This is a genomic window from Kitasatospora sp. NPDC056446 (assembly GCF_042796115.1).
In the GTDB taxonomy this organism is placed as follows: Bacteria; Actinomycetota; Actinomycetes; order Streptomycetales; family Streptomycetaceae; genus Kitasatospora.
In genome coordinates, this window is record NZ_JBHTRF010000015.1 from 67352 (window position 1) to 86535 (window position 19184).

Annotated in this window: 17 protein-coding genes; 4 read left to right on the forward strand and 13 right to left on the reverse strand. The window is 76.8% G+C overall.

Annotation, left to right across the window (positions count from 1 at the left end; genetic code table 11):
• Positions 1-134: 134 nt before the first annotated feature.
• The 7 genes from ACFQ6N_RS12205 to ACFQ6N_RS12235 all read right to left on the reverse strand — a co-directional run bounded on the left by ACFQ6N_RS12205 (position 135) and on the right by ACFQ6N_RS12235 (position 8728).
• The gene (locus ACFQ6N_RS12205; RefSeq protein WP_380648725.1) at positions 135-1622 is read right to left on the reverse strand and encodes a flavin monoamine oxidase family protein; all 1488 of its coding nucleotides are present in this window, start codon (positions 1620-1622) and stop codon (positions 135-137) included.
• Positions 1619-1861, reverse strand: a complete 243-nt coding sequence (locus tag ACFQ6N_RS12210; RefSeq protein ID WP_380648727.1) for a phosphopantetheine-binding protein — start codon at positions 1859-1861, stop codon at positions 1619-1621. The genes ACFQ6N_RS12205 and ACFQ6N_RS12210 overlap by 4 nt, the downstream gene beginning before the upstream one ends.
• Entirely contained in the window at positions 1851-3473 is a 1623-nt protein-coding gene (locus tag ACFQ6N_RS12215; protein ID WP_380648729.1) for an AMP-binding protein, read from the reverse strand. The genes ACFQ6N_RS12210 and ACFQ6N_RS12215 overlap by 11 nt, the downstream gene beginning before the upstream one ends.
• Before the next feature lie 308 nt (positions 3474-3781).
• The gene (locus ACFQ6N_RS12220; RefSeq protein WP_380648730.1) at positions 3782-4363 is read right to left on the reverse strand and encodes a TetR/AcrR family transcriptional regulator; all 582 of its coding nucleotides are present in this window, start codon (positions 4361-4363) and stop codon (positions 3782-3784) included.
• A complete protein-coding gene (locus ACFQ6N_RS12225; RefSeq protein WP_380648731.1) occupies positions 4360-5502 on the reverse strand; it encodes a saccharopine dehydrogenase in 1143 nt (380 codons plus the stop codon). Before ACFQ6N_RS12225 ends, ACFQ6N_RS12220 begins: the two co-directional genes overlap by 4 nt.
• 111 nt (positions 5503-5613) lie before the next feature.
• Positions 5614-6888, reverse strand: a complete 1275-nt coding sequence (locus ACFQ6N_RS12230) for a hypothetical protein (protein WP_380648732.1) — start codon at positions 6886-6888, stop codon at positions 5614-5616.
• Between the two features lie 142 nt (positions 6889-7030).
• A complete protein-coding gene (locus ACFQ6N_RS12235) occupies positions 7031-8728 on the reverse strand; it encodes a GAF domain-containing protein (protein WP_380648809.1) in 1698 nt (565 codons plus the stop codon).
• Between the two features lie 337 nt (positions 8729-9065).
• On the opposite strand from ACFQ6N_RS12235, the gene ACFQ6N_RS12240 reads away from it, so the two are divergent.
• Both ACFQ6N_RS12240 and ACFQ6N_RS12245 read left to right on the forward strand, forming a co-directional pair.
• On the forward strand, positions 9066-9941 hold the full coding sequence (locus ACFQ6N_RS12240) for a universal stress protein (RefSeq protein ID WP_380648733.1): 876 nt from the start codon (positions 9066-9068) through the stop codon (positions 9939-9941).
• Positions 9942-10074: 133 nt separating this feature from the next.
• Positions 10075-11133, forward strand: a complete 1059-nt coding sequence (locus ACFQ6N_RS12245) for an Acg family FMN-binding oxidoreductase (protein ID WP_380648734.1) — start codon at positions 10075-10077, stop codon at positions 11131-11133.
• A gap of 96 nt (positions 11134-11229) precedes the next feature.
• Here ACFQ6N_RS12245 and ACFQ6N_RS12250 read toward each other — a convergent pair whose 3' ends face one another.
• The 3 genes from ACFQ6N_RS12250 to ACFQ6N_RS12260 are packed head-to-tail and all read right to left on the reverse strand — an operon-like array spanning position 11230 to position 14287.
• Positions 11230-11772 (reverse strand): copper chaperone PCu(A)C, encoded by a 543-nt coding sequence (locus ACFQ6N_RS12250; RefSeq protein ID WP_380648735.1) that lies wholly within the window; start codon positions 11770-11772, stop codon positions 11230-11232.
• Positions 11769-14099 carry a heavy metal translocating P-type ATPase gene (locus ACFQ6N_RS12255; RefSeq protein WP_380648736.1) on the reverse strand — a complete coding sequence of 777 codons (2331 nt, stop codon included), beginning with the start codon at positions 14097-14099 and terminating at the stop codon, positions 11769-11771. Before ACFQ6N_RS12255 ends, ACFQ6N_RS12250 begins: the two co-directional genes overlap by 4 nt.
• Complete coding sequence (locus ACFQ6N_RS12260; protein ID WP_380648737.1) at positions 14096-14287, reverse strand: hypothetical protein; 192 nt, start codon at positions 14285-14287, stop codon at positions 14096-14098. Before ACFQ6N_RS12260 ends, ACFQ6N_RS12255 begins: the two co-directional genes overlap by 4 nt.
• A 390-nt stretch (positions 14288-14677) precedes the next feature.
• On the opposite strand from ACFQ6N_RS12260, the gene ACFQ6N_RS12265 reads away from it, so the two are divergent.
• Positions 14678-16363: a TROVE domain-containing protein gene (locus tag ACFQ6N_RS12265; protein WP_380648738.1), complete on the forward strand. Its 1686-nt coding sequence runs from the start codon at positions 14678-14680 to the stop codon at positions 16361-16363.
• 93 nt (positions 16364-16456) lie between these two features.
• On the opposite strand, the gene ACFQ6N_RS12270 is transcribed toward ACFQ6N_RS12265, so the two are convergent.
• From ACFQ6N_RS12270 to ACFQ6N_RS12280, 3 genes are all read right to left on the reverse strand, one after another.
• Positions 16457-16855 carry an NTP pyrophosphohydrolase gene (locus ACFQ6N_RS12270; protein WP_380648739.1) on the reverse strand — a complete coding sequence of 133 codons (399 nt, stop codon included), beginning with the start codon at positions 16853-16855 and terminating at the stop codon, positions 16457-16459.
• Between the two features lie 81 nt (positions 16856-16936).
• Entirely contained in the window at positions 16937-17350 is a 414-nt protein-coding gene (locus ACFQ6N_RS12275; RefSeq protein ID WP_380648740.1) for a PPOX class F420-dependent oxidoreductase, read from the reverse strand.
• A 56-nt stretch (positions 17351-17406) separates the two neighbouring features.
• Positions 17407-18804, reverse strand: a complete 1398-nt coding sequence (locus tag ACFQ6N_RS12280) for a D-alanyl-D-alanine carboxypeptidase family protein (protein WP_380648742.1) — start codon at positions 18802-18804, stop codon at positions 17407-17409.
• Between the two features lie 182 nt (positions 18805-18986).
• On the opposite strand from ACFQ6N_RS12280, the gene ACFQ6N_RS12285 reads away from it, so the two are divergent.
• Positions 18987-19184, forward strand: coding sequence for a hypothetical protein (locus ACFQ6N_RS12285; RefSeq protein WP_380648743.1), 198 nt, complete (start codon positions 18987-18989; stop codon positions 19182-19184).

A 19184-nucleotide genomic window follows, 5' to 3' on the forward strand; every position in this document is an offset into this window, starting at 1 on the left:
GCGGGTTCTCGTGAAACCGGCGCCAGGGGAGGGGAAGGGGGTGCTCGGGGGGTGTGGGGTGTCCGCGAGCGCGGGCAGACGGTGGGGCAGACAGGGCAGACAAGGCAGCCGGGGCCGGGCGGGGCCGGACGGGGTCAGGCGCGGCCGAGGATCTCGGCGACCACCCGGTGGCCGGAGCGGACCGCGCCCTCCATCAGCCCGAAGAACTCGGTGCTGGTCTCGGTGCCGGCCCAGTGCACCCGGCGGTGCGGCGCGGTCAGCCCCGGGCCGAGCCGCGTCCAGTCGCCGGGGCCCAGCAGGGCGGCGTAGCAGCCCCGGCTGTACGGGTCGGCGAGCCAGTCGGTGACGTGGAAGCCGGCCGGCTCGGGGAGCATCGGGAACAGCCGCGCGGCCTGGGCGAGGACCTCGGCGCGCTGCCGGTCCGGACCGAGGGCGCCGAACCGGTGCGCCTCGGCGCCGGTGACGAAGCCGGTCAGGACGCCGATCCCGCCCCCGGGCGAGTCGTCCGCGGGGGAGTCGTCCACGGTGGAGAGCAGCGGCCCCCGGGCGTTGACGGACCAGCCGGAGAGGCCGTGCTCGCGCCAGAGCGGTGCCGGGTAGACCAGGTGGACCTTGATCGCGCTGCCGCGCGCGGTGCGCTCCCCGGCCCGGGGCGCCGGCAGGCCCGGCTCGAAGGCGATGCCGTCGGCGAGCAGCGGGGGCAGTGCCAGCACGGCGAGGTCCGCCCGGTGCTCGCCCCGGTCGGTGCGCACGCTCACCCCGTGGTCGTCCTGGTGGACGGCCCGGACCGGCTCGCCCAGCCGGACCCGGGTGCCCAGCCGCTCGGCGAGCCGTTCGCACAGCCGGTGGGCGCCGCCGTCGACCCGGTCCTGCTGGGCGCCGCCGGCGAAGGCGTTGAGGTAGCGCAGGCCGCCGCCGGAGCGCAGATAGAAGGCCAGGTGCAGGACGGAGATGTCGGCCGGGTCGGCGGCGCACATCTCGCCGACGAAGAGCGGGAAGAAGAGCCTGGCGTCCGGGTGGGAGAGGTGGCGGTCGGCCCACTCGGCGGCGGTCAGGGCGTCCAGCCGTTCGGCGTCCGGGGTGAGCCAGGGGGCCTGGGGCGTGACGGCGGCGGTGAGTTCGGCGAGCCGCTCGAACAGGTCGCCGAGGGCGACGGCGTCGAGCGGCGGGAACCGGCCGTCGCGGGTGGCCGCCCGGGTGCCGGGCCCGTCCGGTCCCGTCCCGTCCGGTCCCGTCCCGTCCGGGCTGGCCCCGTCGGCGCCGGTCAGTGCGAAGCGGCTGGCGCCGAGCATCGTGGTGGGGGTGGTCTTGAGGCCCGACTCGGCGAGCAGGGCGAGGAGTTCGGTGTGCCGGTCGCCGAGGTACGCGGCGCCGGCGTCGATCCAGGTGCCGGGGGCGGCCTCGATGCCGTGGGTGCGTCCGCCGACCCGGTCCCGGGCCTCCAGCACGGTGACGCCGATCCCGTGGGCCGCCAGCCCGGTCGCGGCGGTGAGCCCGGCCAGTCCGGCGCCGACCACGACGGCGGTGCGGCCGTGGCCCCCGGGTCCGCGGCCGTCCGGTCTGTGGTCCCCGGGTCTGCGGCCGTCGGCTCTGTGGTCCTCCGGTCTGTGGTCCTCGCTCATGCGGCGGCCGCGATGCGGTGCGCGAGGCGGGCCGGGGTGGGGGCGAGCAGGAAGTCGTCGAAGGTCAGCTCCACGCCGTGGGCGCGGGCGACGGCGCTCAGCACCCGGGTGGCGACCAGCGAGTCGCCGCCGAGGTCGAAGAAGTCGGAGTCGGCGGTGACGTCCTCGCGTTCCAGGACGCGCCGGAAGACGGCGACCAGGTCCTGCGGGGTGGCGGTGCCGGTGAGGTCAGTGCTCAAGGGAGGTCTCCTTCGACCTGTCGGGGGGAGCCGCGTAGCGCAGGTGGCAGCCGGCCCGGTCGATCTTTCCGCTCGGGGTGTGCAGCAGCCGGGGCACGAGGGTGATCCGGCCCGGCACCAGGTGGCCGGGGACCCTGGCCCGCAGGTAGGACAGCAGGTCGCGGTCCAGCTGCCCGGGGGCGTGCGGGCGTGCCACCACGTAGGCGACCAGGGTGGTGCGCCCGGCCGCGGTGGCGCCGGTGACGGCGGCTGCGGTGACATCGGGGTGGCCGGTGAGGTGCGCCTCGACCTCGGCCGGGTCCACCCGGATCCCGCGGACCTTCAACTCGCCGTCCAGGCGGCCCTGGTGGGTGAGCAGCCGGTCCGGCCCCCGGCTCACCCGGTCGCCGGTGCGAAAGAACCGTCCGCCGTCCAGGGTGGTGAACCGTGCCGCGGTCGCCTCGGGCAGGCCGAGGTAGCCGAGCGCGAGGGCCGGTCCGCCGATCAGCAACTCGCCCTGCTCGTCGATGCGTTCGACGACGTGCGGCAGGGCGCGTCCGATCGGTGCGCGTGCGGTGCCGTCCCAGGTCCGTCCGGGGGCGAGCGGACCGGCGAGGTCCACGGCGTGGGTGATCTGGGTGGTCTCGGTGCAGCCGTAGGTGTTCAGCAGCCGGATCCCGCCGGTCGGCAGCCGGGACCAGTCGGCCAGCCGGGCCGGCCCGGCCGCCTCCCCGCCGATCACCACCAGGCGCAGGCAGGAGGGCAGTTGCCCGCCCGAGTCGGTGAGGTGGTGGACGAGTTCGTGCCAGAAGGCGGTCGGCAGGTCCAGGACGGTGACCCGCTCGCGTTCGACCGCCCGCAGGAACCGGGGGAAGGATCCGCTGTGCGCGTCCCGGTCCATGACCAGGGCCGCGCCGGTGGTGAGGGCCGGGAGGATCTCCTCCAGGCAGGTGTCCCAGTTGAGCGAGGCGAACTGGAGCACCCGGTCCTCGGGGGTGAGCCGGAACAGCCCGCCCAGTGCGCGGGCGGTGGCCGAGACCGCCCGGCGGGGTGTCACGACGGGTTTCGGCTGCCCGGTCGAACCCGACGTGAAGAGAATGTAGGCCGGTTGTTCCGGGTCCGTCCCGGCCGGGGGTGGCGGAAGGCTTCCCGGGGGGTCCCCGGAGAATTCCGTCGGTTCGCCCGACTCCACTAATCGGGCGTCGAGTCGGAGGATGTCGCCGGACCTTCCGGACAACGCGGTGCGGCACTGCGCGGCCGCCGCCATGGCCTGTCGGCGGGCGGCCGGGAATGCCGGATCGACGGGGCAATAGGTGCCCCCGGCGGTCAGCACGCCGAGGAGTGCGACCACCGTTTCCGGCGTGTGGACCGCCGGCACGGCGACCGTGCCGGGATCCGGGCCCAGGCGGGTGGCCAGGGCGTTCGCCGACTCCAGGAGCCGGCCGTAGCTCAGGGCGTGTCCGTTGTGGACTATCGCCGGACGACGGGGATTTCGACGTGCGATATCGCTGAACACGTCGAGCAGGTCGGGGGCGACCTGGAGGGAACCACGATTATTTGACATGCCCGCCCCAAATGGCGCAGAGAAAGTGCTCATCCGTGCTCGGCGAACGGCGACTCTACCTTCGAACATGCGTGGCGACAATGGATGTTGGGGCTGTTGTTCCAAGGGGCCGTGGCGGAACTGTGAGCCGCCCCCGGTGGATCCGGTCGTTCGGGTAAGGACGGTGCGGATCCGCGTTTCTGACGTGACGTCAGTGACGTGAGGGGTCCGGGAAACCGGTCCCGTCCGTGCGTGCCGGGCCCTTGCCCGGCGGCCCGCCGGTCCGCTTCACTACCGGGTGGGCCCGCCCTGTCGGCAGGACGGGCCCACCCGGTCGGCAGGACGGGCCCACCCGGCGGCGCGCCGCCGGTCGCCGCTGCGCCATGCCTGACGGAGCGTCACGCTCCGAGCAGGGAGCGGGCGGTGCGGAGGAGTTCGGCGTCCGCGGCGTCGTCCGGGACCCCCGCGATTCCGGACCGGAACAGCGAGGCGCCCTCGATCAGCATGATGAACACCTGCGCGCGGGACCGCCGTCGGCCCTCGTCGAGGTCCGGGTGCCGGGTGGCGAGGTAGCACGCGACCAGGTCCCGGTAGCGGTCGTAGAAGGCCCGGACGGCCGCCGCCACCGAGGTGTCGTGGGCGGCCAGGGCCCACAGCTCGGCGAAGAGCCGGACCAGGCGGACGTCCTGCTGCTCGGCGAGCAGCGCGCGCAGCAGGGCGTCCTCGTCGCCGCCCGGGTCGAGCAGCGGCGCGAGCCGTTCGGCGGAGCGGCCGAGGACGCGCTCCAGGACGGCGGAGACCAGCTCGGCGTGGGTCGGGAAGTAGTGCTGGAGGTGGCCGAGCCGGACGCCCGCCGCCGCGGCCACCGCCCGCATGGACAGCCCGGCGCCGCCCGTGGTGACCAGCAGTTCCTCCGCCGTGTCCAGGAGCTGCTCCCGCCGCTGGGCCCCCTTGCCGCTCAGGCCCCGGGCGTTGCTCACGCCGCCGCCTCCGCGCCGCGCTGCCCCTCGGCCACCGCGACCGTGACGCCCAGGGCGGCCAGGTCGGCCGTCACCCGCCCGGGGCGGGGGGTCTGCTCCGGGAACACCACCCCGGCGGACGGCGGCGGGGCGCCGTCCGCGCCGAGCACCCGGCGCAGGCCGAGCAGGGCGCCGACAGCGGTGAGGTGGGCCTGGCCGGCCGGGTCCTCGACCGTGGCGGTGAGGGTGCGGCCGGCGAAGCCGACGTCGGTGCGCAGCCGGGCGGTGCCGCCCTCGCCGGGCGAGTACAGCAGGGCCCGGCGGGCCGGCTCCCAGCGGTCGCCGCGGGCCCAGCGGAAGAAGCCGGCCCGCCGGGCGGCGAGCAGGGCGGTAGTGGAGGAGCGGGAGCTGAAGCCGATCCGGGTCGCGGCGGTGCCGACGCCCAGGGTGAGCGGGAGGGTGAACTGCTCGGGGGTGTCGATGCCGGCCACCAGGGTGGGGGCGTCGCCGATCCGGACGGTGCCCGGGCGGCCGAGCGGGGCGACGGGGCGGCGGCGGCCGTCCCGGATCACCTCGTAGTCGAGCCCGAGGCGGTCCATGAACTCCACCGAGTCGGCGCCCGCCCGGTCCGCGAGGTCCCAGCGGATCGCGGTCTCGATCCGCTCGGCCCCGCCCAGCCGGTCCGCCAGGGCGGCGGCGACCAGCGGGGTCACCCCGCCCATCCAGGCCGAGGAGTGCAGGACGGGGGCGGTGGGCCGGAGCAGCGCGGTGAGGGTCGCCGCGCGCTGGAGCCGGGCGGTCCAGCGGGTGACGTCCACGTACGGCACGCCCGCGAGGACGGCGGCGCGCAGCACCCGGTCGTCCGGGTCGTTGACCACGCCGACCACCGCCCGGACGGCGGCGGAGAACGGGGCGGGGTCGGCGAGGTCCCAGCGGCGGGCGGTGGCGCCGTCCAGCCGTGCGGCGAGGGCGGCGCCGCGCTGCTCGGAGCGGCCGGCCAGCAGCAGCGGGAAGGCGGGGGCGGCGAGTCCGGCGAGCTCGGTGCCGACGGTGCCGTAGCCGCCGACCAGCAGGACGGGGCCGTCGGGGTCGTGGGTGAGGCGGTCGTCGGGCGGCGAGGTCGGGAGGAGGGGTGCCGCGAAGGCGGGGTCGGTGCTCATGGAGAGAAATATAGGTCACTCGACCTAAAATTCTCGTCATGACGAACTCGCGGCGCCTGTCTGCCCGCCTGCCTGCCCGCCGGGTGGGCGGGTGACCGGTGCGGGCCGGGCTCAGTGCGGGTCGCCCTCGACCCGCCCCAGCAGCGCCCGCGCGGTCGGTGGCAGGTGGCGCAGCCCGGGCAGCAGGAACGGGACGGACAGGCCGAGGTAGACCCAGCTGAGCGCCAGCCGGGCCGATTCGCCCGGGAGGACGAACTGGACGGCGAACAGGCCGAACAGCAGGGCCGCCTTCCACGGCAGGAAGCGCAGGTCGAGCAGCAGCACGACGGCCAGGACGGTCTGGGCGGCGGTCAGCAGCACCTCGTCCACCTGCCGTTCGACCAGCGGGAGGGAGGCGGCGCCGCCGCCCGCGAGATGGGCGAGCGGCAGGCAGCCGATGAGCAGCGTCCACTGGTTGACCTTGCTCGACAGCAGCGCGCCCAGCCCGTCGTCGCCGCGCAGGCGCCAGGCGAAGACCACGGCCACGATCAGCTCGGGGGCCTCGGAGGCCAGCGGGGCGAGCCACTGCACCAGCAGGAACCGGTCGACGCCCAGCGAGGCCCCGGCATCGACCAGCGAGGTGGCGAACGGCTCGGCGCAGGCGAAGACGACCACGGCGGCCACCGCGAAGACCAGCACCGTCACGGCCCGGCGCCGCCCTCGCGGCAACAGGGCCAACCGGGCCGGGACACCGACGAGTTCCTCCTCGTCGGACTCGGAGCAGCGGCTGATCCGGAAGAGGTAGTAGGCGTACCAGGCGATCAGCACCACCGCGAGCAGCCAGGAGATCCGGCGGGTCAGCGGCATCACGAAGGCGACCAGGGCGGCGGCCCCGAGGAAGGCGGTGTCGATCCGGCGGTGCTCGCGCAGCGTGATCCCCGGCGCGGCGCCGCGCCGCCGGGCCGCCAGGTAGGCGGCGAGCGCGACCAGCGGCCAGCCCACGCCGACCAGCAGGCGGTTGGCGCCGGTCATGTTGGCGGCCGCGTAGGCGGCGTACTCGGGACGGCTGCCCGCGGTGTACGCGAACCAGAGGTCGACGGCGTACTCGGGCAGGACGGCGATGAACGCCAGCAGGGCGAGCGCCAGCGGCCCGGAGATGTCCGCCCGGGCGGTCTCCGCCGCCCACATCAGCAGCAGCGCCGCCGCCAGCACGCCGAGGCCGAACACCGCCATGCCGGCCACCGGCGAGGGGTGGACCCCGGCCACCCGCAGCACCATCGCGGGCAGCGCCCCGGCCACGGCGGCCGCGATCCGCAGGACCGCCGTCGTCCCGCTCGGCGCGGGGGCGGACGGGACACCGGCACCGGCCGGCTGGGTGTCGGCGGTCACTGGTGACTCGTGGGCCATCGGCCGTCCTCGCACTCGACGCTCGGGGAAACGCGAGCAGGCTAGGCACGAGGAGGGGTGGGCCCGGCCGTTCGGGTGGCGCGGCGCGGCGGAGTTCGCCCGTCCGGACGCGGGGGAGCGGGCCCGGGGGCCGGGCGGGCCCTCAGGTCCCGATCGGGGCCTCCCACAGCAGCCGGGTGCCGCCGTCCTCGCCCGGGCCGACCGTGAACGACCCGCCCACCCGGTCGGCCCGCTCGCCGAGGTTGCGCAGCCCGCTGCGCCGTCCGCCCTCGGGCACGCCGACGCCGTCGTCCGCGACGGTCAGCGCCACCCGTCCGGCGACGGCGCGCAGCGTCACCTCGACCCGGGAGGCCCGGGAGTGCCGGACGGCGTTGCTGAGCGCCTCGGCGAGGACGGCCACCACGTGCTCGGCCAGCTCCGGCGGCACGTCGGTGTCCAGCAGGCCCTCCATGCTCAGCCGGGGCGCGAAGCCGAGCGGGCCCTGTGCCTCGGTGACCACCCGGGTGGCCCGGGCCCGCAGGCCCCGGTCGGGCTCGCTGTGGGCGCGCAGGCCGAAGATGGTCGAGCGGATGATCTTGATGGTCTCGTCCAGGTCCGCCACCGCCCGGGCCACCCGGTCCGCCGCCGCCGGGCTCTCGATCAGCCGGCCCGCGCTCTGCAGCGTCATACCGGTCGCGAACAGCCGCTGGATCGCCAGGTCGTGCAGGTCCCGGGCGATCCGGTCCCGGTCCTCCAGCAGGTTCAACTGCTCGGCGTCACGCCGCCGTTCGGCCAGCTCCAGGGCGAGCGCGGCCTGGTCGGCGAAGCCCAGCAGCGGGCCGGTCTCCTCCGGCCCGAAGGCCGGCTGCCCCTGCGCCCGCGCCAGCAGCAGCACACCGCGCCCGTACCCGGGGCCGGTGCCCAGCGGCACCGCCACCGCCGCGCCCAGCCCGTCGAAGCGCCCCGCCGGGCCGGCCGGGAAACGGGCGTCGCAGGCCAGCTCGTCACTGGTGACCGGCGAACCCGAGGCGTACGCGGCACCCGACAGCGTGCCGTCCACCGGCACCGTCACCCCCAGGCGCGCGGACGGCACACCCCCCAGCGCGACCTCGACGGCCAGTTCCTCGGCCCGCTCCTCCGGCCCCGCCAGCGCCACCGACACGTCCGCCAGCTCGGCGCCCGATATCTCCCGGGCCCGCCGGGCGATCAGCTCGACCACCTCCAGCCGGGGCGCCCCCGACAGCAGGCTGCGGGTGATCTCGGTGCTCGCCCGCAGCCAGCGCTGACGCAGCTGCGCCTCCTCGTACAGCCGGGCGTTGTCGATCGCCACGCCGGCCGCGACCGCCAGGGTGGAGATCACCGCCTCGTCGTCCTCGTCGAAGTCCAGCCCGCCGCGCTTGTCGGTCAGGTAGAGGTTGCCGAACACCTCGCCGTGCACCCGCACCGGCACCCCCAGGAAGGTGTGCATCGGCGGATGGTTCACCGGGAACCCGACCGAGGCCGGATGGTCGGACAGCACCGGGCAGCGCAGCGGCCGCGGCTCCCGGATCAGCTCACCGAGGATGCCCCGGCCGGACGGCGGCGGACCGATCTCGGCCATCTCCTCCTCGGACAGACCGACCGTCAGGAACTGCGACAGCGAGTGCCCGTCCGGCCCGATCACCCCCAGCGCGCCGTACCGGGCGTCCACCAGGTCCGCGGCCGCCTCGACGATCCGGTGCAGCGCCTGCGCCAGGTCCAGCTCCCGCCCCACGGCGAGCACCGCCTCCAGCAGGCTGTGCACCCGGTTCTGCGTCCCGCGCGCCGCGTCGATCCGCCACTGGAGCTCCTCCAGCAGCTCGTCCAGGCGCAGCCGGGGCATCCGCGCGCCGCCACCCGCCGCGCTGCCGTCCGCTCCGCCCACCACAGTCCTCCTCGTGTCCGCCCTGACCGGCCGACCCCCTGCTCCGGCCCGGCTCGGGTGCCGTCCGACCAGCGGGATTGCCGCCCTCAACGGTAGTGCCCGGGTGTCGGCGGCCCGTACGCCGGGGTCGGCCGTAGGCTCCGGCGGGCGGGCCTTTCGTCCCGTCGCCGAGGGCCCTGCGGCCTCTGTCGCCGGGCCGCACCCGGCTGCCAGGGTGGGGGAGGAGCGGACGGGGCGTCAGCACGCACCGCCGCCAGCGCCCGCCGCCGAGTGCCGACACCGTGGAGGAACGCTCATGACCGAGCGAAACGAGCAGACGCCGACCGTGCTGGCCGGGGTGGACGGCTCGCCGCAGAGCACCGCCGCCGCCCACTGGGCCGCCGAGGAGGCGGTGCGCCGGGGCGCCTCGCTGCGCCTGGTGCACGCCTGGCCGTGGTTGACCGACGGGGTGTCCGCGTTCGCCGAGCCCGACGACCTGCCCGAGGCCGTCCGGCGCACCCTGGCCGCGGCGGCCGAGGACATCGCCGGGCGGCACCCGGAGCTGGCCGTGCGGACCGACGCGGTGCTGGACGCGCCGGTCGACGGTCTGGTGGCCGCCGCCGCGGACGCGGAGCTGCTGGTGCTCGGCTCACGCGGTCGCGGCGGCTTCACCGGCCTGCTGCTCGGCTCGGTCAGCATGTCGGTCGCCGGGCGTGCCGGGGTGCCGGTCGTCGTGGTCCGCGAGGACGGCGAGGGCGGGGACGGGGCCGCCGAGGTGGTGGTCGGTGTCGACGCGCACGCCCCGGAGGACGAGGTGCTCGCCTTCGCCTTCCACGAGGCCGCCCTGCGCGGCGCCCGGGTCCGGGCGGTGCACGGCTGGGACCTGCCGCCGGTGTTCGGGTACGCGGGCGGGGCCGTCCCGGCGGCCGAGATCGCCCAGCTGGAGGCGCTGGAGGCCAAGCTCCTCTCGCTCGCCCTGGCGGGGCCGCGCGAGCAGTACCCGGGCGTCCCGGTGGTCGAGGACATCCGGCTGGGCGCCGCCCGCGGACTGGTCGAGGTCTCGGCCGGGGCCGGGCTGGTCGTCGTCGGCCGGCGCCGCCGCCCGGTGGAGTTCGGCCCCCGGCTCGGCCGGATCGCGCACGCGGTGCTGCACCACGCCGAGGCGCCGGTCGCGGTCGTCCCGCACGGCTGAGGTGACCAAGGCCCCGGCGGGCGACGGGCCCTATGGCACTGTCGCCCGCCGGGGCCTGCGCGCACGCTCGGAAGTAGTGGGGACCACGCGGCCGAGCAGTGGGCCGCCCCTCCGGCCGAAGGAGTGGATCGTCATGACGCGCACCCCGGCACCTACCCCGGCTCCGGCCCCGGTACCGACCGCAGGACCGGCCCCGGCGCTCGCCCCGGCGGAACTGCGACTGCTCGCCGCCGCCGGCGGCGCGGCGCCGTCGCTGCACAACAGCCAGCCCTGGCGCTTCGCGCCGACCCCGGACGGCCACGGGCTCACCGTCCGCACCGACCCCGGACGCGCCGTGCCACTGGCCGACCCGGTCGGGGCCGCACGGCACATCGCGGTCGGCGCGGCCGTGTTCAACCTGCGGGTGGCCGCCGGGCGGCTCGGCCGCGAACCGGTGCTCCGGCTCCTCCCGGACGCCGCCGAGCCCGGCCTGCTTGCCGTGCTCGACCTCTCCGGCCCCGCCCTCGGGCGCACCCCCTTCGGCCGCGACCTCTACCCCGCCATCGCCGCCCGGCACTCCAGCCGCGAGCCCTTCACCCAGCGCGACGTGCCCGAGGCCGTGCTCGGCGAGCTGATGGCCGCCGCCCGGGAGGAGGGCGTTGCCCTGGCGGCGCTGGAGGAGGACGGCGTCCGGCGGGTGCTGGCGCTCACCGCCGAGGCCGAGCGCCGCACCGCCGCCGACCCGGCCCGCACCGCCGAGTCCCGGGCCTGGCTGCGGCCGGACGGCGGGGAAGGCGACGGGGAGGCGGGCGACGGCATCCCGACGGCCGCGCTCGGCTCGCAGGACCACGACGCCCGGGTGCCGATGCGCGAGTTCGGCGGCCGGCCGCCGCACGGGCCCGCGCGGCCCTCGCGCCGCTTCGAGGCGCTGCCGCAGCTGTGCACCCTGACGACCCCCGGCGACGGCCCGCTGGACTGGCTGCGCACCGGCCAGGCGCTGCAGAGGATCTGGCTGCTGGCCACCGTGCACGGCGTCCGGCTGACGGTCTGGCACCAGGCCGTCGAATGGCCCGACACCCGCTGGGCGCTGCGCGACCCGGCCGACGGGCCCGGCCACGTCCAGCTGGTGCTGCGGGTCGGCTACGGCCCGCCCGGCGCGGCCACACCCCGCCGCCCGGTCACGGAGACGCTCGACGGAGCGGCGGGGGCCTGAGCCTCGGGACGGTCGGGGCCTGAGCCTCGGGACGGTCGGGGCCTGAGCCCCAGGACGGTCGGGCTGTGAGCCTCAGGACGGTCGGAGGCCCGAGCCTCAGGACGGTGCCGTGCCGTCCGTCCGGCGCGGCCGGTCGGCCGGGGCCAGCACCTGTGCCCTGAGCCGGAGTTCGGGGCTGTGCCGGAAGGCGAGGGTGAACTCCACCCACTGGCCGGCCTTCAGCGGCGGCGGGTCGGCGATCATCAGGTCCGCGTCCTCCGGGGACATCGCCAGTTCGCCGCGACCGGGCACGGGCAGGGCCGTGACCGGCTCCCAGCGGCCCGCCGCGCCCTGGTGGAGGTGCCGCTTCATGGTGATCGGTCCGCCGAACTCCCAGCTGACGCCGGTCAGTTCGTCCGGGACGTCGCCCGGGTTGCGGACCGTGAAGAAGGCCGCCGTGGCCGTGGCCGCCCCCGCCGTCGGCAGCAGCACCCAGCCAGGCCCGGCCTCCACCGGCCGGGTCCGGCCCGCCCCGCCGAACGCCGTCCACCCGGTCAGCAGGACCAGCGCCAGCGCCGCCGCGCCGACCGGCGGGCCGACCGCCCTCCACCGGGCCGTCGCGGGGCGCAGCGCCGCCCACGGCCGTATCGCCCCGCTCACCGCCGAGCCCCCGTCCGGCCCGCGGAACCGGTTCGGCCCGCAGCGCCAGTCCGGCCCGCAGGGCCCGGACGGCCCGCGCCTCCGGTCCGCTTCGCCGCGCCGCCGCGCCCCGGTTCCCAGGTACGCAGCCGCAGGCTGTTGCCCACCACGAGCACCGAGCTGAGCGACATCGCGACTGCCGCCAGCATCGGGTTGAGCAGCCCCACGGCCGCCAGCGGGATCAGCACCAGGTTGTAGCCGAAGGCCCACAGCAGGTTGGCTCGGATCGTCGCGAGGGTCTGCCGCGCCAGCCGGACGGCGTCCACCACCGCCTCGATGTCGCCGCGCACCAGGGTCAGCCCGGCCGCGCCGATCGCGGCGTCGCTGCCCGAGGCCAGTGCCACCCCGAGGTCCGCCGAGGCCAGTGCCACCGCGTCGTTGACGCCGTCGCCGACCACCGCCACCGTCCGCCCGGCCGCGCGCAGTTCGGCCACCACCTCGGCCTTGCGCTCGGGCGAGGCGCCCGCGTGCACCTGCTCGATGCCCAGCTCGGCGGCCACGGCCCGGGCCGCGCCGGGGCCGTCGCCGGTCAGCAGGACGGTCTCCAGGCCCATTCCGCGCAGCCGGTGCAGGGCGCGCCAACTGCCCGAGCGCAGCGTGTCGCCGACCGCCAGGACGGCCGCCGGGCACCCGTCGAGTTCCACCAGGACGGCTGTCCGGCCCGCCTCCCCGGCCGCCGCCACCGCCTCGGCCAGGGCCGGGGGCAGCGTGGCGCCGTCCGGGCGGACGGCCCGGACTGCCCGGCCGTCGACCGTGCCGGACACTCCGAGCCCGGTGGCGGCCGCGAAGCCGTCCACCGGCGGCAGGGCGCCGCAGCGCTCCCGGGCCGCCGCCGCGACGGCCCGGCCGATCGGGTGCTCGGACCGGTGCTCGACCGCGCCCGCGAGCCGCAGGACCTCCTCCGCCGTGACACCGTCGGCCGTGGTCACCGCCGCCAGCTCCATCCGGCCGGTGGTCAGCGTCCCGGTCTTGTCCATCACCACGGTGTCCACCCGGCGCAGGCTCTCCAGCACCTCCGGGCCGCGCACCAGCACACCCAGCTCCGCGCCCCGTCCGGTCGCCGCCAGCAGCGCCGTCGGTGTGGCCAGTCCGAGCGCGCACGGGCAGGCCACCACCAGCACCGCGACGGCCGCCGTCACCGCCGCCTGCGGGGCCGCGCCCGCGCCCAGCCAGAAGCCCAGCACCGCGGCCGCGACCGTCAGCACACAGGGCACGAACACCCCGGCCACCGCGTCGGCCAGCCGCTGCGCCCGGGCCTTGCCGGCCTGGGCGTCCGCCACCAGGGCGGTGATCCGGGCGAGTTGGGTGTCCGCGCCGACGGCCGTGGCCCGCACCACCAGGGCGCCGCCGACGTTCACCGTGGCGCCCGCCACGCGGTCCCCGGGGCCGACCTCGACCGGCACGCTCTCCCCGGTCAGCAGGCTCAGGTCGAGCGCCGAACCGCCCTCGACCACCACCCCGTCGGTGGCCACCCGCTCGCCCGGGCGCACCACGAACTCCTGCCCGGGCAGCAGCAGTTCGATCGGCACCAGGCGCTCCTCGCCGTCCGCGCCGCGCAGGCACACCCGCTTGGCGCCCAGCTCGGCCAGCGCCCGCAGCGCGGACCCGCTGCGCCGGCGCACCCGGCCCTCCAGCAGCCGCCCGGCCAGCACGAACAGCGGCACCCCGACCGCCGCCTCCAGGTACACGTGCGCCGCGCCGCCGCCGTCGGCGGTCAGCGAGAACGGCATCCGCATGCCCGGGTCCCCGGCCCCGCCGAGTACCAGCGCGTACGCCGACCAGCAGAAGGAGGCCACCACACCCAGGCTCACCAGGGTGTCCATGGTCGCCGCCGCGTGCCGCAGCCCCTGCCAGGCCCGACGGTGGAAGGGCGCCGACCCCCAGGTCACCACCGGGACGGCGAGCGCGAAGCAGACCCACTGCCAGGCGGTGAACTGCAAGGAGGGCACCATGGACAGGACCAGCACCGGGACGGCCAGCAGGGCGGTGACCAGCAGCCGCCGGCGCTCGTCCGGCTCCTCCTCGGCCACCCCGACGGGCGCGCCGGCGGGCACCGGCCCGGCGGTGTAGCCCGCCCGTTCGACGGCCGCCACGAGCTCCGCGACCGGCACCTCGGCCGGATGCAGCACCCGGGCCCGGCCGGTCGCCAGGTTCACCCCGGCCGACACCCCGTCGATCCGGGCCAGCCGCTTCTCCACCCGGCCCACGCACGCCGCGCAGGTCATCCCGCCGACCGCCAGGTCGGTGGCCACCAGCGCCCCGGCGCCGGCCCCCGCGACGGCGCTCACCGCATCCCGCCCATGTCGTGCCCGCCCATTCCGGGCGAGGACCCGCCCCCGCTGCTCGGCCGCAGCCCGGGCGCCACCGGCCCGACCTGCCTCCCCACCCCGTAGGCCACCACGAACACCACCACCAGCAGCAGGGCGAACCCCGCCAGCACACTCGACGGCCGGACACCCGGCGACTTCGTACTCACCCCCCAGCAGTCGGACGGGCCGCGCGATCGGTTCCCGTACGTTCCGAAAAGCCTCCGCCGGGGCCTCCGCCGGGCCATCGGCGGCACGTTCCACGGGTGGGCCGAATAATCGGATGACGGCTCGCGGCCCCCTCGGGTAGCGTCCGGGACGGCGCCTCCCGATGCGCCCGGCCCCGGTTACTTCCTGACGAAAAACAAGTGCCCCCGGTGCCACTCCGATCCCGGGAGGCGCCGCCTCCGCGCGCGTCCGTGCCCTTTCCGCGCCCGTTCCTCGCCTGTTCCGCTCCCTCGCCGCCGCACCCGGCCCCGGCCTTCCCGCCCGCCTGACCACTCGGCCCGACCATCCGGCCTGACCATCCGGCCCGACCACCCACCAGGGGGGACCTCTGCATGACCCGGTTCAACCGCCAACGGACCAAGGCCGACACCAGGGCCGAGATCCAGCGAGAACTGCCGGGACTCGCCAGGCGAGGGGTGTCCTCCCCGCTCGCCACCGACGGCCGGTGGCCGGTTCCGAAGGTCGAGCACCTGCGGCTGCCACCGCCTCCGACCAGGTCGCGCCCGGCGGTCGACCCCGGCGGGGCGGTCCGCAACCACCAGGGCGGAACCGGGTACGTCCGGGAGCCGAAGGAGGAGCTGTTCCTCCTGGCGGTCTCCCACCTGTACGGGCAGGACAGCTTCTACGAGGGGGCCGTCGAGCGTGACGACCGCTACCGGCGGCTGGTCCGCGAGCAGGCCCTGAGCGACCCGCAGTGGACCCTCGACCTGCTGCGCCGGCTGCGCGACGAGGGCCGCATCCGTACCGCCGCCGTCGTCGGGGCCGCCGAGTTCGTGCACGCCCGGGCGACGGCCGGGGCCGCCGGGTTCTCCCGGCAGGCCGTCGACGCGGTGCTCCGACGGCCGGACGAGCCGGGCGAGTTGCTGGACTACTGGATCACCCGGTACGGCCGTCGGCTGCCCCAGCCGCTGCGCCGGGGGATCGGCGACGCCGTCCGCCGCCTCTACACCGGCCGCGCCCTGCTGAAGTACGACACCCCCTCGCACACCGTCCGCTTCGGCGACGTCCTGGAGCTCACCCACCCCGTGCCCGATCCGGCCAAGCCCTGGCAGGGCGCGCTGTTCCGGTACGCCCTGGACCGCCGCCACCACCCGGAGAGCGCCCGGCCGCCCGCCGACGAGCCGCTGCTGACCGCCCACCACGCGCTGCTCGCCGTCCCGCCGGACCGGCGCCGCGCACTGGTCACCGAGCCCGGCGGCGCGGAGCGCCTCGCCGAGGCGGGGATGACCTGGGAGGCCTTGGCCGGCTGGCTCCAGGGCCCGCTGGACGCCGCCGCCTGGGAGGCCGTCATCCCTGTGATGGGGCCGATGGCGCTGGTGCGCAACCTGCGCAACTTCGACGAGGCGGGGATCTCCGAGCGGGCGGCGGCGGAGGTGGCCGCCCGGATCTCCGACCCGGAGGAGGTCCGGCGCTCCCGGCAGTTCCCGTTCCGCTTCCTGGCCGCCCACCGCGCCGTGCGCGAGCCGCGTTGGGCCGGGCCGCTGGAGGCCGCGCTCGGCCACTCGCTGGCCGCGGTGCCCGTGCTGCCCGGCCGCACCCTGGTGCTGGTGGACCGCTCGCTCTCGATGTTCGACCAGCCGTCGGCCCGGACCCGGCTCAACCGGGCGGACACGGCGGCCGTCTTCGGCACCGCGCTCGCCGTCCGCGCCGAGCACGCCGACCTGGTCCAGTTCGGCAGCGACAGCCGGGTGGTCGTACCGGAGCGGTCGGTGCTGGACACGCTGCGGCGCTTCCGCAACCTGGGCGGCACCTTCACGGCCGCCGCGGTCAAGCGGCACTACCGGGAGCACGACCGCGTGGTCGTGGTGACCGACGAGCAGACCCACTGGACGCCGCACGACGTCTTCGAGCCCGTCCCCGAGGACGTCCCGGTCTACACCTGGAACCTGGCCGGCTACGCGACCGGCCACACCGCCCCCGGCCCGCACCGCCACACCTTCGGCGGGCTCAGCGACGCGGCCTTCACGCTCATCCCGCTGCTGGAGCGCGGCCACGACGCGGCCCGGCCCGGGGACTGACCCCGGGACCGATCCTGGGACTGACCCCGGGACTGACCCTGGGACTGATCCTGGGACCGACCGGTGCGCGGCCGGGGACGGGTCGAGGAGCGGTCAGGGCCGCACGCTGCGGGGCCCGGCCACCGCGGCACCCGACTCGGCGACACGGGCGCGCAGTTCCCGGTCGGCGGTGACGACCAGGAGGTCCCGCCCGGGGTGTTCGGCGCGGGCGGCCCGGACCAGCTCGACGATCCGGTCGTCCCCGCTGCCGCTCGCGTCCACCACCCGGACCTCGGGCAGTCCGGCGACGCCCCGGGCCGCGCCCTCCAGCACCAGGACCACCTCCAGCGGTCCCGGACGGTCCGGCAGCCCCCGTCCGGCGACGGCGACCAGCGTGTCCCGCAGCCGCTCGGCGGCGCCCCGCCGGTCCCGCCACCAGCCGTCGGGCACCGACCCGACCACATTCGCCCCGTCCACCACCAGCAGCGCAGGCACGGCCTCGTTCTCTCCCATGACCGCCAAGCCTGCCACGGCCCCGGCGCTGTCCGGGTGCTGTCCCGGCGCTGTCCCGGCCTCCGGCCGCCCGGTGCGGCGTCAGTCGGCCAGGGTGATCCGGATGCCGAGGGTGCCGCGCTCGCCGCGCCGCAGGCGGCTGCCGAGGAGGGTGAGCACACCGAGCAGGCCGTACTTCTGGCGCAGCAGCGTGCGGTAGGCGGCGGTGCCTTCGGGGCCGAGGATCTCGGCGGTGGCCGGGTACTGCTCCCCGGTCGGGCGGCCCTTGACGTCGCACGGGCCGACCAGCACGTCGGCGCGGTTGCGGATCCGCTTGACCTTCCAGGAGTCCGCGACCGTCCAGACGCCGAGCGCCTCCCCGTCCCGGACCACCCACACCGGAGTCGGCACGGTGCTGCCGTCCTTCTTGTACGTGGTGACGAGCAGGTAGCTCCCGGAGGAGAGCCGGACGATCCGGGCGAGCCGGTCCGCGGCGGAGGGGTCGGGCGTGGTCATGGCCGGAAGTCTAGAGGTCGTACGGGCGCGGACCGGCCCACGGGTCGGTGCGGCGTTCAGCGGGTCCGGCGGGCGCGGGCGGTGCGGGCCAGGGCGCGGGCGCGGCGGGTGAGGCCGTGCCGGCCCCGGCCGCCGATGCCGGTGGCGCCGCCCACCGCGGTCGAGCCGCCACCGCCGTGCGCCGGGAGCGCCGGGCGGACCGGGCCCGGGGCGGTGGCGGGGGAGGCCGCGGGCGCGGCCCGGCGGCGGGCGGCGGTGCGGGCGGTGCCCCAGGCGGCGAGCGCGGTGCCGAGGACGGCGGCCGTCCAGACGGCGGGCGCGAGGCCGGGGTCGTCGCCGCTGCTGAGCGGGGGCCGGGTCCACGGCTGGAGCGGGGTGGCGGCCGCGGCCTCCGGGGCCGAGGCGGCGGGTGCGGGGGTGCCGGGGGCGCCCGGGGCGCCCGGGGTGGTGGCGGCGGTGTCCTCGGCCAACTGCCCGACGGGCTGGACCTTCCCGGCGGCCGAGAAGCCCCAGTCGAGCAGGGCGGCGGCCTCGTCGTAGACCTTGCCCTGCGCCTCGGGGTGCATCACCGTCACCAGCAGGGTGCGGCCGTCCCGCTCGGCGGCGCCGGTGAAGGTGGCGCCCGCGTTGGTGGTGTAGCCGTTCTTGACGCCTATCAGGCCGGGGTACTTGCCGAGCAGCCGGTCGGTGTTGGCGATGTCGAAACTGCCGCGCAGCCCGGTGAGTTTGTCCAGTCCGCCGGGGAAGCGGGCGGTGCGGGTGGCGCAGTAGGAGCGGAAGTCGGCGTTGCGCAGGCCGGCGCGGGCGAACAGGGTGAGGTCGTAGGCGGAGGAGACCTGCCCGTCCATGTCGTAGCCGTCGGGGGAGACCACCTTGGTGTCGCGGGCCTGGAGCGTCCCGGCGCGGGCCTGCATCTCGGCGACGGTCTGCCGGATCCCGCCGTTCATGTGGGCGAGGACGTGGACTGCGTCGTTGCCGGAGCTGAGGAAGACGCCCCGCCAGAGGTCCTCGACCCGGTACGACAGGTCCTCCTTGACGCCGACCAGGCTGCTGCCGGCGCCGACTTCGGCGAGTTCGGCCGGGGTGACGCGGTGCTCCACGGAACGGTCGAACTTGGGCAGCACGGTGTCCGCGAACAGCATCTTGAGGGTGCTGGCCGGCGGCAGCGGCAGGTGGGCGTCCCGGGCGGCGAGCACCTCGCCGGTGGCGGCGTCGGCGACCAGCCAGGAGCGGCCGGTGAGTTCGGCGGGCAGCGCGGGTGCCCCGGCCAGTGGCGCGACCTGGACGGCCGGGCGGCCGAGCCGCTCCCCGCCGACCGGGCCGGCGGCGTCCTGTCCGAGGGCCGCCGGGGCGCCGACGGCGAGCACCAGGGCCGAGGCGGCGGCGCCGGCCGCGACCCTGGTGACGTACGGTGACTGCTGCTGAGGCTTCCGCCGCGCACGTATGGACTGCACACCGCGAACGTACCCGGGCCGTCGCCGGGCCGCCGTGCCTGCTGCTCCGTCCGGTGCCCCGCGACCGGGGCGGGCCCGGAGGGCGGTGGACGGATCGGCAGGCCCGGCGGACGACTTTGGTGGTGTCCGCTCGCGCCGAAAGTCGGATGCCCGGACGGTGCCGGGTTTCCTAGGCTCGGGGCATGAAGACCCTGCTCGGCTACCTCGGCTTCGTGCTGATCCTCGGCGGCGCCACCGGCCTGCTGTCCGACCGGATCGGCGGGTTCCGGCTGTTCGGCTTCGTGCGCTTGCTGGTGCCGGACGGCCACGAGACCGCCGGGTACGCCACGCTGCTGGTGCTCGGCGTCCTGTTGGCGATCCCCGCCGCCCGGCGGGGTTAG